11 protein-coding genes are annotated in these 13,015 nt (G+C 70.2%); 7 read left to right on the forward strand and 4 right to left on the reverse strand.

What is annotated here, in order from left to right:
* Positions 1-81: 81 nt before the first annotated feature.
* Positions 82-777, forward strand: coding sequence for a DUF6629 family protein (locus ACFZBU_RS10260; RefSeq protein WP_391583021.1), 696 nt, complete (start codon positions 82-84; stop codon positions 775-777).
* Positions 778-847: 70 nt separating this feature from the next.
* Here ACFZBU_RS10260 and ACFZBU_RS10265 read toward each other — a convergent pair whose 3' ends face one another.
* Positions 848-1,864: an S-adenosylmethionine:tRNA ribosyltransferase-isomerase gene (locus tag ACFZBU_RS10265; RefSeq protein ID WP_391583022.1), complete on the reverse strand. Its 1,017-nt coding sequence runs from the start codon at positions 1,862-1,864 to the stop codon at positions 848-850.
* Positions 1,861-2,565 (reverse strand): SDR family NAD(P)-dependent oxidoreductase, encoded by a 705-nt coding sequence (locus tag ACFZBU_RS10270; protein WP_391583023.1) that lies wholly within the window; start codon positions 2,563-2,565, stop codon positions 1,861-1,863. The genes ACFZBU_RS10265 and ACFZBU_RS10270 overlap by 4 nt, the downstream gene beginning before the upstream one ends.
* 134 nt (positions 2,566-2,699) lie before the next feature.
* Between ACFZBU_RS10270 and soxR the strand changes: the two genes are divergently transcribed.
* Positions 2,700-3,173, forward strand: a complete 474-nt coding sequence (gene soxR, locus ACFZBU_RS10275) for a redox-sensitive transcriptional activator SoxR (protein ID WP_391583024.1) — start codon at positions 2,700-2,702, stop codon at positions 3,171-3,173.
* Between the two features lie 225 nt (positions 3,174-3,398).
* Here the strand turns inward: soxR and ACFZBU_RS10280 are convergent, their stop codons facing one another.
* On the reverse strand, positions 3,399-4,676 hold the full coding sequence (locus ACFZBU_RS10280; RefSeq protein WP_391583025.1) for a hypothetical protein: 1,278 nt from the start codon (positions 4,674-4,676) through the stop codon (positions 3,399-3,401).
* A gap of 281 nt (positions 4,677-4,957) precedes the next feature.
* On the opposite strand from ACFZBU_RS10280, the gene ACFZBU_RS10285 reads away from it, so the two are divergent.
* Entirely contained in the window at positions 4,958-5,752 is a 795-nt protein-coding gene (locus tag ACFZBU_RS10285) for a YoaK family protein (RefSeq protein WP_391583026.1), read from the forward strand.
* A 231-nt stretch (positions 5,753-5,983) separates the two neighbouring features.
* Positions 5,984-7,609, forward strand: coding sequence for an ABC-F family ATP-binding cassette domain-containing protein (locus tag ACFZBU_RS10290; protein ID WP_391583027.1), 1,626 nt, complete (start codon positions 5,984-5,986; stop codon positions 7,607-7,609).
* A 143-nt stretch (positions 7,610-7,752) separates the two neighbouring features.
* Here the strand turns inward: ACFZBU_RS10290 and ACFZBU_RS10295 are convergent, their stop codons facing one another.
* Positions 7,753-8,250 carry a pyridoxamine 5'-phosphate oxidase family protein gene (locus ACFZBU_RS10295; protein WP_391583028.1) on the reverse strand — a complete coding sequence of 166 codons (498 nt, stop codon included), beginning with the start codon at positions 8,248-8,250 and terminating at the stop codon, positions 7,753-7,755.
* 64 nt (positions 8,251-8,314) lie between these two features.
* Between ACFZBU_RS10295 and ACFZBU_RS10300 the strand changes: the two genes are divergently transcribed.
* From ACFZBU_RS10300 to ACFZBU_RS10310, 3 genes are all read left to right on the forward strand, one after another.
* Complete coding sequence (locus tag ACFZBU_RS10300; RefSeq protein WP_391583029.1) at positions 8,315-9,307, forward strand: helix-turn-helix transcriptional regulator; 993 nt, start codon at positions 8,315-8,317, stop codon at positions 9,305-9,307.
* Between the two features lie 333 nt (positions 9,308-9,640).
* On the forward strand, positions 9,641-10,399 hold the full coding sequence (locus ACFZBU_RS10305) for an ABC transporter ATP-binding protein (RefSeq protein ID WP_391583089.1): 759 nt from the start codon (positions 9,641-9,643) through the stop codon (positions 10,397-10,399).
* A gap of 22 nt (positions 10,400-10,421) precedes the next feature.
* A complete protein-coding gene (locus ACFZBU_RS10310) occupies positions 10,422-12,986 on the forward strand; it encodes an ABC transporter permease (protein WP_391583030.1) in 2,565 nt (854 codons plus the stop codon).
* Positions 12,987-13,015: the final 29 nt, after the last annotated feature.

Below are 13,015 nucleotides of genomic sequence, written 5' to 3' on the forward strand. Positions count from 1 at the left end.
CCGACCGCGTTCCGACAGTCGTTCAGGCAACCGTTTCGAAGATTTTCCCGACAACCCCTCCCCTGGCGAGACGAGGCAGCCGTGTGTTGGAGCGCCGAAGCCGATCTCGTGATGGGCAGCGCCATCACGGCCGTGGGCATAGCAAGCGTCGCCTCGGTACGACGGATCAACGATCTGCCGATGGCGATGTTGCCGGTGATCCTCGGCGCTCATCAACTGGTCGAGGCGGTGGTGTGGAAGGGCGAGCGGGGTGCGGTGTCCGCCGGCACCGCCGAGATCGCCCGCGAGGCGTGGGCGGTGATCGCCTTCCCCCTGCTGCCCGCCTTCGTTCCGCTCGCCGTGGTGGCCGCGCAATGGCCGCTGGAGCGCGGCCGGGAACGGGTCCGAGCGTCCTTCTTCGTGCTGCTCGGCCTGGTGGTCGCCGGCGCACTCGGACACGCGCTGGCCTCCCGCCCGGTGAACGCCGAGATCTGCGGGAACACCGTGCGCTACTCGGTGGGCATCCCCGGCGCCCCGTGGGTGATCGCCGGCTACCTGGTGGCGACCCTGGGGTCGCTGCTGCTGGCCCGGGACCGATTGTTGCGCTTCCTGGGCCTGGTCTGCGCCGTCGGGGCGGCCGTCACGATGCGGCTGTGGTTCCATTCCTTCGCCTCGACATGGTGCGCCGTGGCGGCCGTCGCGAGCGTGATCGTGCTGTGGTGGGTGCGCTCCCGACGCGACCTGCCGGCGGGAGGCCCCGGACACAGACACGGGCCGATCTCCGAACTCGTGCGCTGAGGCCGGGCGTTCGGCATCGGCCCGCCCCGCCGGTGCCGACGGCGGGGGATCGTGTGCCGGTGCCCGGGATTCAGGGCAACAGCAGTGAGCTGTCGCCGAACTCGTGCCACAGGTAGCCCTCGGCGAGCGCCTCGTCGTACGCCCGGCGCACCACCGCCGGACCCACCACCGCCTCCAGGAGCAGCAGGTGCGTGGCCTCCGGCGCGTGCAGACCGCTGATGATGCCGTCGACCACCCGGGCCGGTCGGTCCGGGCCGAGCAGCAGGTCGGTCCAGCCGCGCGCGGCCGCGATCTCGCCGTCGGGTCGGACCGCCGACTCCAGCGCCCGGGTCACCGTGGTGCCCACCGCGATCACCCGACGGGCCTGCCGGACCAGGTTCGCCGTCTGCTCGGGCACGCTGAACCACTCGCGCAGCGGAGGCTCGCCCACGTCCTGCGAGGACACCCCGGTGTGCAGCACGATCGGCGCGATCCCGACGCCGCGGGTGATCAGGTCCACCACGAGTTCGTTGGTGAACGGGCGTCCCGCGCTCGGCATCTCGGCGCTGCCCTCGTCTCGCGCGAAGACGGTCTGATACGCCGTCAGCGGCCACCGCTCGCGCAGGTAGGCGTAGGTGATCGGACGACCGCGATCGGCCAGGAAGGTCTCCACCCGGGCGTGCGGCACGGTGATCCGGGCCTTCCACAACCGCTGCGGGGTGTGTTTCGTCGGATACGGGTCCAGCAGCAGTGCCATCCCGCATCCGGTGCCGGGAAAGCGCACCGCCTCGAACCGGCGCACGCCGTCCACCGGCCCGGGTGTGCCGTCGGTGTGCCGCAGTTCGAGCACCCAGGTCTCGGCGTCGATCCGGGTGGCGAAGTGCACGGTCACCGGCGAGCCGTCGGCGCGATAGCCGTCCACCGCGGCGGGCAGCGTCGCGGAGGTGTTCACCACCAGCAGGTCGCCCGGACCCAGGTGCCGGCCGAGGTCGCGGAACACGGTGTGCTCGACCCGCCCCTCGGCGTGCACGAGCAGCCGGATCCCGTCCCGGGTCAGGCCGCGTGCCTCGGCGGGTTCGGTCGCCGCCTGGGCGACGGGGGTGCTCACGAGGTCACCGCCGCGGCGAACTCGGCGATGGTGTACCGGCCGCTCGCGGGACGCTCGTCGAGCAGCCGCAGCAGCGCCGGCGCCACCGTCTCGGCGGCCGGCCGATCCGAGACGTCCTCGCCCGGGAACGCCTGTCGGTGCAGGTCGGTGTTCATGTCGCCGGGGTCGAACGCGTACACGTCCAGGCCGGGTTGCTCGGCGGCCAGGGTCGCGGTGACGTGGTCGAGCGCGGCCTTGGTGGAGCCGTAGCCGCCCCAGCCGGGATAGGCGTTGACGGCGGCGTCCGAGCTGATGTTCACGACCGCGCCACGATCGGGCCGACCGAGCAACAGGGGCAGGGTCAGTTGGGCGAGCGCGAGCGGCGCGAACACGTTCACGTCGTACGCTCGGGCCAGCTCGGCGAGCGGATAGCCGGCCAGCGGCGGCATCGGGCTCGGGCCGAGCACGCTCGCGTTGTTGACGAGCAGGTCGAGCCGACCGGATTCGCGCACCACGTCGCGCAGTTCGCGGCGGTGCGCGGGGTCGGACACGTCGCCGGCGACGGCGATCACGTCGGTGTCGCCGCGCAGTTCGTCGGCGGCACGGGCCAGATCGGCGGCTCCGCGGGCGTCCAGGACCAGGGTCCAGGAACGAGCGGCGAGCGCGTGGGCCAGGGCCAGGCCGAGCCCCCGCGAAGCGCCGGTGATGAGTGCGACAGGCATGGTGTTCTCCAGGGGAATTCCACACCCCACCCGGTGATGGGCTGCCCGTCTACACTGCAAGTTCAAGTGCACTTCAGGTCAAGCGGACGAAACCGGAAATCGGCCGGATCGTGGACCGGACTTCAGGAGGCGGCGTGCTCACCGGGACGGACTTGTTGACGGTCGGCCAGATGACCGCGCGCAGCGGATTCGCGGCATCCGCACTGCGCTACTACGAGGCGGAGGGTTTGATCAGCGCGAGCCGCACGTCGGGTGGGCAGCGCCGCTACGAGCGGCACATCCTGCGCCGGCTGGCGTTCATCCGCGCGGCGCAGAACATCGGCCTCTCCCTGGAGGAGATCAAGGACGCCCTCGGCAAGCTCCCGGAGGGCCGCACACCCACGCCCGCCGACTGGGCCAAGATCAGCCGGGCCTGGCGCGGGCGTCTGGAGGAGGAGATCGAGGCACTGGTACGACTGCGGGACGGCCTGGAGCAGTGCATCGGCTGCGGCTGCCTGTCGATGAAACGCTGCCGCATCTCCAACCCCGACGACGTAGCCGCCCGCTACGGCTCCGGCGCCGTAACCCTCCCCGAACTCCTCCGCGAAGACCGCCGCACCTACGGCTGACACCCCCTCCGCCACCAACCTCGAACGCCGGCCGGCCCCGAACCCACCGGCCCAACCGGCGCACACAGCCCGGCCGGCCCTCGAAACCCATCAGCCCGGCCGGCGCATGAGGCCAAGCAGCCCGACCGGCACTTGAGGCCAAATAGCCCGGCCGGCGCTTGAGGCCACTCGGCCGAAGGCCGGGTCAAACCAGCCCGGCCGGCGCTTGAGGCCAAACAGACTCGATCAGTACCGGTCACGCACAGCCGCAGCCCGCCCCCCACCGGAAGCCCCCACCGGAACCGCGGGAGCGGCGGGCGCGGGCGCAACGGGCCCACCGAGCGAAGACCAATTCGGCTTCACCCCGATGTCATACGTCCGCAACTTCGCGAGCACCGCAGGATCTTGCACGTCGAGCCAGTCCACCAGATCGCGGAAGCTCACACACTTCGTCTCCGGCCGCGTGCACGCGGTCCGCATGGTGCGCTCGACGGCCTTCATGTAGATGCCGCCGTTCCACCCCTCGAAGTGGTTGCCGATCATCAGCGGCGCCCGGTTCCCGTTGTAGGCGCGGTCGAAGCCGGCCATGTAGCTCGCATACGCCTGGTCCTCCCACTCCCGGAACTTGGCCGGATCGCCCTTGACCGTGCGCGACTGGTTGAACATCACGTTGTAGTCCATCGACAGGACCTCGAACTTGCGTCCCGGCAGCGGGATTTGTTGCAACGGCAGGTCCCACACCCCGTTCACCTTGTCCGGCCACACCTGCCGCCCGCCGGGCGAACTCGCGTCATAGCGGAAGCCCAGCGACGGCGCGGCCGAGAGCAGCGCCTTCTGGCCCTCCAGGCACGGCGCCCGGCCGCCGATCAGTTCCTTGTCGTAGTCGAACGGAAGCGCCGGCATGTCGGTCCACCCGGTGTTGGTCTTCCAATTCTTGACGAATGCCTTGGCCTGATCGACCTCGCTGCGCCAGTCGTCGGCCGACCACGAACCGCCGCCGGTCGGCCCGCAGAAATGGCCGTTGAAGTGGGTGCCGATCTCGTGGCCCTCGTTCCACGCGGCGCCGAGCTGTTCCAGCGTCATCCGCAGGTGGGCATCGTCGAGGTAGCCGATGTCCGAGGCCCCGATCGGCTTGTGCGGCGGCTGGTACCGGGCCTTCCTGGCCTCCGGCAGCACGTACACCCCGGACAGGAACAGCGTCATCTTCGCGTTGCTCTCCTTGGCCACCTGGCGGAAGCGGGAGAACAACTTCTTGTCGTCCTCGCCGGCGCCGTCCCAGGAGAACACCACGAACTGGGGCGGAACCTGGCCCGGCGCGAGCTTCTCCGGCTTGAGCCGGCCCGGCTGCTCCCCGGTGTTCGACGTGGAACCGTCCCCGATCAGGGTCGGTGCCTGCGCGGGCGCTCCCTGGGCACCTCGGGCCGGCGCCGCGGCCTTCTGCTTCGGGTCGTCGCCGTCCCCCCGCGCGAGGACGACGAAGCCGATGGCGGCGACCACCGCCACCAACAGAACGATTACGGCCACGCCGCGGGATGATCGCACGAGTGCCCCAAATGATCGTAAATGTGTGAAATCCACAGCAGGCTAAGTCGCCCGTCGACACGGTTGGTGGCACGCCGAGCCGCGCGATCGGTCATGTCACCGCATGGGATGAACGGGTACGGCCACTCGGCGGCAGGGTGATCGCGCTCACCGGCCGTCGAGGTGTCCGCAGGCAGCGAACGGGCTATGGATAGCCGGGTCGGAGTCGGCCCGGGCCCGCGTTCGAGGCCGCCCGGAGCACGGCCGAGCCGAAGGGGGCCTCGATGCACCGAACGCTTCGGGAGGCGAGGGACACCCTCGTACCACCCCGCGAGGTGGGCCCACTTCCGCCACTGCTGATCGTGCTCACCGTGGTGACCGGCCTGGTGGACGCGCTCAGCTACCTCGAACTGGGCCGGGTGTTCGTCGCGAACATGACCGGCAACGTGGTCTTCACCGGCTTCGCCCTGGCCGGCGCCCCGGGACTGTCCGTGGCCGCCTCGATGGCCGCGCTGGCCGCATTCCTGGTGGGCGCCGCCGCCGGTGGCCGACTCGGCGCCACGTTCGGCGACCGGCGGCTGCACCTGCTCCGGATCGGCTGCACGCTCCAGGCCGTGCCGATCGCGGTGGCCCTGGTGGTGGCCGCGGCGGTGAGCGGGCAGGGCACCGGCGAGCGGTACACGCTGATCGTGCTCCTCGGCCTGGCCATGGGACTCCAGAACGCGGTGGCCCGGCGGCTGGCCGTACCGGACCTGACCACCACGGTGTTGTCCCAGACGCTCACCGGCCTGGCCGCGGACATGCGCCTGTTCGGCGGGCCCGGCTCGCGCGCGGGCCGCCGACTGCTCGCCGCGTTCGCGATGGCGCTCGGCGCGTTCTCCGGCGCGTCGCTGGTGCTCCGGGTACACGTCCTGGCCGCCTTCGCCGCGCCGCTCGTGCTGCTGATCGGCACGGCCGCGTTCGCGTACCACCTGGATCGCCGGGCCGGCCCGGCCGAGGCCCGGAACGAGGCCGCGCGCTCCGCCCCCACCGACGCCGATCCGGAGCCCCCCACCCCACCGGACGGAAAAACCCTTTGAGGTCTGCGCCGGTCCGGGGTTACCCTGGCTCGGTCACATTGTCGTCCGTTTGGATGGTCTGTTGCGCATCTGAGGTCCGGACATCGCGCCGCTCGAGCTCCTCGTGCTCGCGGTCGCGTTCTCGACCTCGGTGTGGCCATCCCGGACGACTTCTTCATGTCCGGCCCCTCCCGATCCCGCCGCGCGGTGTCCCACGCGATCCGTTCACCACGCGTCCCAGGGAGCCGCCCCATGTCTTTTCCGACCACCCCCGCGATCGTCTGTTCCGACCTGTCCTTCGCCTGGCCGGACGGAACCCCCGTCTGCGCCGGCCTCGATCTCGCCATCGGCAACGGCCGAACCGGCCTGGTCGGGGTGAACGGCGCCGGCAAGTCGACCCTGCTCAAACTGATCGCCGGCGCCCTGCGGCCCACATCCGGCTCGATCACCGTCGGCAGCGACCTCGGCTACCTGCCGCAGCACCTCCCGCTCGACGCGGCCCGGCGCGTCGACGACGTACTGGGCATCGCCGAAACGCGCGCCGCACTGCTGGCGATCGAGGCCGGCGACGCGGACGTCCGGCACTTCGACGCGGTCGGCGACGACTGGGACGTCGAGGAACGCGCCCGGGCACAACTGGACCGGCTCGGGCTGCCGCACGTCGACCTCGACCGCACGGTCGGCACGCTGTCCGGCGGCGAGTCGGTACTGCTCGGGCTGGCCGCGTTGTTGCTGCGCCGTCCCGACGTACTGCTCCTGGACGAGCCGACCAACAACCTCGACGCGTCCGCGCGCGAGCGGCTGTACGACGCGGTGCGCGGCTATCCGGGCGTGCTCCTGGTGGTCAGCCACGACCGGGTCCTGCTCGACCTGGTGGACCGGATCGTCGAATTGCTCCCGGACCGGGCCCGCACCCACGGCGGAAATCTGAGTGCGTATCTGGAGGTCCTGGAACAGGAACGCGCGACCGCCGAGCGACTGGTCCGCACCGCACAGACCGACCTGCGCAAGCAGAAGAGGGAACTGGCCGAGGCCCAGGTACGACTGGCCCGTCGGGTTCGGACCGGCCGCAAGGCCCAGTTGGAAGGCGGCGTGCCCCGGATCGTCGCGGGCAACCTCAAGCGGGCCGCCGAGGTCTCCGCGGGCAAGCTCAGGGGCACCCACGAGGGCCGACTCGACGATGCCCGCACGCGGTTGTCCGAGGCCAAGGACGCGGTACGCGAGGACAAGGAGATCCGGATCGAGCTGCCGGAGACCGAGGTGCCCGCCGGGCGCACGGTGCTCGTGGCCGAGGGCGTGAACACCGCGGACGGACTGTACGGCCCGGACGGCCTGGACCTGATCGTGCGCGGCCCCGAACGCATCGCGCTGACCGGCGACAACGGCTCGGGCAAGACCACGCTGCTTCGGCTGCTCACCGGCGCGGAGCAACCGGCCGAGGGCACCGTGCGCATCGGCGTCGAGGGGGTGCGGCATCTGCCCCAGCGGCTGGACGTACTGGACGAGGACGAAAGTGTCCTGGCCAACGTGCGCCGCTTCGCGCCTTCGGCCTCGGACGCGGAACTGCGCGGCCGGCTGGCCCACTTCCTGTTCAGGGGCAACCGCTCCGAACAACCGGTGGGCACCCTCTCCGGCGGCGAACGTTTCCGCGCGGTCCTGGCCGCACTCCTGTCCGCCGACCCGCCGCCACACCTACTGATCCTCGACGAGCCCACCAACAACCTGGACCTGGCCTCGGTCCGCCAACTCGAACAGGCCGTCAACGCCTACCGAGGAGCCCTCCTGGTAGCCACCCACGACCGCCCCTTCCTCACCAACATCGCCATCACCCGAACCCTCCACCTCCACAGAGGCCAGGGCCTCAATCCCCCCACCTGAACCCAAGCCTCAAGCGCCCGCCACCCCAACCCCAGCCCGGCCGGCGCTTGAGGCCAAATCAGCCTCGCCGGCGCTTGAGGCGAACCAGCCCGGCCGGCGCTTGAGGCCAAGCAGCCCCGCCGGCGTTTGAGGCCAACCTCCCCTCAACCCTCCTCGCGCGCAGGCGCCCCATCGTTGCCCCGCCGAATCGTGCGTACCGGCGCCCCCGGCCGCCAGACCCGGATGACCATCTCCTCCCCCTCGACCCCCATCCGACTCACCTCTTCCAACTCCACCCGAAACAGATGAAACGGCTCCGGCGGATTCGTCTCGGCCGCGTACCCACCCTTGACCGCGTCGTCCACGACCTCCACCGCCCGCCCGCTCACCCGCACGTCCCCGTGCTCCATCTCCGCGCCCTCCCCCGGATTGGCGAAGATCGAGAATCGTGGGTCGCGCAGCAGATCCCGCGCCTTCAACGAACCCGGCATCATGCCGAGCCACATCTGCTCGAACCGGAAGTCCGCCTCCAGCCCGCTCAGCCGAGGCGCGCCGTCCCGCCGCACCGTGCCCAGCACGTGGTGTTTGTACATCCCGAACCGCTCCCGCACCGTCGCCGCGAACTCCGGCTCGGCCTTCTCGAACTCCGCCCAACTCGTCATATTGCAGATCCTGCCCCACCATCCCTGACAACCGTTGGCAAGGATTCCGGGCTAGTTTCGGGTCATGCGATCCGGTCGACTGGTGGCTCTCCTCCTCCACCTCCAGAACCGCCCCGGCGGGGCCACCGCCGCCGAGCTGGCAATCGAGCTGGAGGTGTCGGTCCGCACCGTCTACCGCGACGTCGCCGCGCTGCAAAGCTCCGGCGTACCGCTGTGGACCGAGACCGGGCCGCGCGGCGGGATCCGGCTGGTCGAGGGTTGGCGGACCAGACTGGACGGGCTCACCGGCGACGAGGCCGCCGCGCTGTTCCTGTCCGGCGCGCCGCACGCCGCGGACGCGCTGGGCCTGGACACCGTGCTCGTCGCGGCGCAGACCAAGGTGATGGCCACGCTGCCCGCCGACCTGCGCACCCGCGCGGGTCGGGTTCGGCAGCGCTTCCACCTGGACGCGCCGGGCTGGTTCCAGCACGACGAGGACGTCCCGTGCCTGACCGAGGTCGCGAGTGCGGTGTGGACCGGTCGCCGACTCGACCTGCGCTACGCGCGCCGCGACCGCGAGGTGACCCGCCGGCTCGACCCGCTCGGCCTCGTCCTGAAGGCCGGCGTCTGGTATCTGGTCGCCCGCCACCGCTCCGACATCCGCAGCTATCGGGTGTCCCGCGTGGTGGCCGCGAGCGCCCGGCCGGAGCGCTTCGACCGACCCGACGGCTTCGACCTCGGGGCGTGGTGGACGCACAGCAACGACGATTTCGCCCGCTCGCTGATGCGGTCGGCCTGCGTGATCCGGGTGTCACCGTTCGGGTTGCGCCAACTGCCGCGCGTCTTCGGCCCGGTGGTCGCCGCGGACGCGCTCGCCTCGGTCGGACCGCCTGATCCGGCCGGTTGGCGCGAACTGCGACTGCACACCGAGTCCGAGGAGGTCGCGGTGGGCCAACTGGTCGCGCTGGGCGCGCACGTGGAGGCGGTGTCCCCGCCGAGCCTGCGCCGCGCCCTGGCCGAAATCGGCGCCGCGATCGTCGCCAACCACAGGCCCACGGAGGGTCCCTCGCAAGACTGACGGCACCCCCGCCCGCGGTGCGCCGAGGCCGGTCGCGACATTTCGGGAACCCCGGCCCGGATGCGGATCGTTGGTACAACCGAGGTGAACGCAGCGTGACGAGTCTTTCACTCCGCTCGGAGACGTACCTCACCGGTACGGGCCTCCCCTAGGGGCAAGGGTCGATCGGCGTACTCGGGGTCCTCCCTGCGTAGGACGAGCGGGTCTGTCCTTCGAGAGGATTCGCCGAGCCCGCATCCCCCCTACGGTGATCCTGTGCACTGCAAAACGCGGAGCGCGCCACCGTTACCACCTCGACTGGGGGACAGACTCGTGACTACGGCCACGGCTGCCATGACCGACGCGGACTCCAGGGGCACCATCGCCGCCCGCGCGCAGCAGCTCACCAAGGCGTACGGCGAAGGCGAGACCCGGGTCGTCGCTCTCGACAGCGTGGACGTCCAGATCGGCCGCGGTCAGTTCACCGCGATCATGGGCCCCTCCGGCTCCGGCAAGTCCACCCTGATGCACTGCCTCGCCGGTCTCGACTCGGTGAGCAGCGGCCAGAGCTGGATCGGCGACACGGAGATCACCGGCCTGAAGGACAAGGCGCTCACCAAGCTCCGTCGCGACAACATCGGCTTCATCTTCCAGGCGTTCAACCTGCTCCCGACGCTGACCGCGCTGGAGAACATCACGCTGCCGATGGACATCGCGGGCCGCAAGCCGGACAAGGCCTGGCTGGACACCGTGATCGAGACCGTCGGCCTGCGCGACCGGCTCAAGCACCGCCCGAGCGAGCTCTCCGGTGGTCAGCAGCAGCGCGTCGCGTGCGCCCGTGCGCTGGCCAGTCGGCCGGAGATCATCTTCGGTGACGAGCCGACCGGCAACCTCGACTCGCGTTCCGGCGCCGAGGTGCTGGCGTTCCTGCGGCGCAGTGTCAACGAGCTCGGTCAGACCATCGTGATGGTCACCCACGACCCGAACGCGGCGTCCTACGCGGACCGGGTCCTGTTCCTGGCAGACGGTCGAATCGTCGACGAGATGCTGCGTCCCACGTCCGACGCCGTCCTGGAGCGCATGAAGCGCTTCGACGGCGCCCGGACCAGCTGAAACAGGCGGAGAGTCCCCCACCATGTTGAAAGCCACGTTCCGCAGCTTCCTCGCCCACAAGGGGCGAATGGTGCTGTCCGCCCTGGCAGTGCTGCTGTCGGTCGCGTTCGTCTCCGGCACCCTGGTATTCACCGACACGATCACCAAGACCTTCGACGACCTGTTCAAATCCACGGCGTCGGACGTCTCGGTCAAGCCCAAGTCCGAGTTCGACAAGGACGACCTCGCGCTCACCGGGGAGACGCCCACGCTCCCGCGATCGGTGATCGAAAAGATCGCCAAGGTCGACGGGGTCAAGGAGGCGCACGGCAACGTCAGCCTCGAATCGCTCACCGTGGTCGACAAGAACAACAAGTCGGTCGGCCCGTCCTCGGGTGCCCCGACCATCGCCACGAACTGGTTCGAGACCGACCGCACGCCGGTCAAGATCACCAGCGGTGCCGCGCCCAAGGGCCCGGCCGAGGTGCTGATCGACGCCGACACGGCGAAGAAGAAGCACGTCAAGATCGGTGACGAGCTGCGGGTGATCGCACCGAACGGCGACTTCCCGGTCAAGGTCAGCGGCATCGTCACCTTCACCACCACCAACCCCGGCGCGGCCCTGATCTCGTTCGACGACGCGGCCGCCTCGCAGCGACTGCTCGGCGACCCGAACGTCGTCACCTCGGTGTCGGTGTCCGCCGCGAACGGGGTCAGCGACCAGGACCTCAAGCAGCGCGTGCAGCAGCTGCTCGCCGACCCGAAGACCTTCGAGGTCCAGACGGCCGCGGAGTCCGCCAAGGACGCCAACGACCAGCTCGGCAGCTTCCTCAACGTGATGAAGTACGCGATGCTCGGCTTCGCCGGTGTCGCCGTACTGGTCGGCATCTTCCTGATCTTCAACACCTTCTCGATGCTGGTCGCCCAGCGCACCCGCGAGTTGGGCCTGATGCGGGCGATCGGCGCGAGCCGGGCGGACGTGAACCGCTCGGTGCTGCTGGAGGCGGTCCTGCTGGGCGTGGTCGGCTCGACGCTCGGCCTGCTGGCCGGCCTCGGATTGGCCGTCGGCCTCAAGGCATTGATCAGCGCGGTCGGGATCAACCTCAAGGGCACGTCCCTGGTGATCAAGACCTCCACTCCGATCGTGGCCTACCTGGTCGGCGTGATCGTCACCGTGATCGCCGCGTACGTCCCGGCCCGCCGCGCGGGCAAGGTCGCCCCGATGGCGGCCCTGCGCGAGGCCGGTGCGCCGCCGCAGAAGTCGATCAAGACCCGCTCGATCATCGGCGCGGTGCTGTTCGGCCTGGGGGCGCTCGCGCTGGTCGCGGGGGCCACCGCGGAGAACGGCGGACAGGGCGGCGGATTCCTCGGCCTGGGCGTGCTGTTCACGCTGCTCGGCTTCATCGTGCTGGCGCCGCTCCTGGCTCGCACGGTGGTCCCGGCGCTGGCCTCCTGGTACCCGAAGCTGTTCGGCTCGATGGGCCGGCTCAGCCGGGAGAACGCACTGCGCAACCCGCGTCGTACCGGCGCCACCGCGTCGGCGATCATGATCGGCGTCGCCCTCGTCAGCGGTATGGCGGTCGCGGCCTCGTCGATGTCGGCCTCCTTCGACAAGCAGATCGACAAGTCCCTGGGCGCCGACTACACCGTCCAGTCGATGACCGGTACCTTCCCCGAGCCCATCGTCCAAGCGGTGCGCAAGACGCCCGGCATCGGCGAAGTGGTCGCCTCGACCCTGAGCAACGCAACGATCACCGCGGACGGCAAGTCCAAGAAGGACTTCGTCCTCGGCTCGGACCCGGGCATGGACGGCACGATCAGGACCACCTACCTCCAGGGCAGCGGCGACGCGGCCATCTCGGCGGGCAAGGCGGCCATCGGCGAGGACTTCGCCAAGGATCACCACCTCGGCATCGGCGGCAAGATCGAACTCGCCTTCCCGAACGGGCAGAAGACCACGGTCGAGGTCGGCGCGATCCGCAAGAAGTCCGACGATGTCATCGGTATGGGCGACACCCTCGTGATCCCGAACACGATCATGAAGAAGTTCGTCCCGAACGTGCAGTACCAGAGCGTGAGCATCAACGCGGCCAGTGGTCAGGACGAGAAGAAGGTCGGCGCCGCGCTCAAGTCGTCGCTCGATCCCTTCCCGCAGGTCAAGGCTCGCGACCAGAGCGACTACAAGGAACTGATCGGCAAGCAGATCGACACGTTCCTGTACCTGATCTACGGTCTGCTCGGCCTGGCGATCATCATCTCGATCCTCGGCGTGATCAACACGCTGGCGCTGTCGGTGGTCGAGCGCACCAGGGAGATCGGCCTGATGCGGGCGATCGGCGCCTCGCGCCGGCAGATCCGCCGGATGATCCGCCTGGAGTCCATGGTGATCGCGGTGTTCGGCGCCCTGGTCGGGCTCGCGCTCGGCATGGCGTGGGGCATCGGGGCCCAGCGTCTGCTGGCCAAGCAGGGCCTGGACGTCCTGGAGATCCCGTGGGGCACGGTCATCGGCATCGTGATCGCCGCAGCGGTGGTCGGCCTGCTGGCCGCCGTGATGCCGGCCTTCCGGGCGGCGCGGATGAACGTCCTGCGAGCGATCGCGACGGACTGATCCGCACCGGGTGATCCACCCATGAAGCA

It is taken from the genome of Embleya sp. NPDC008237 (assembly GCF_042956465.1).
Taxonomy (GTDB): Bacteria; Actinomycetota; Actinomycetes; order Streptomycetales; family Streptomycetaceae; genus Embleya.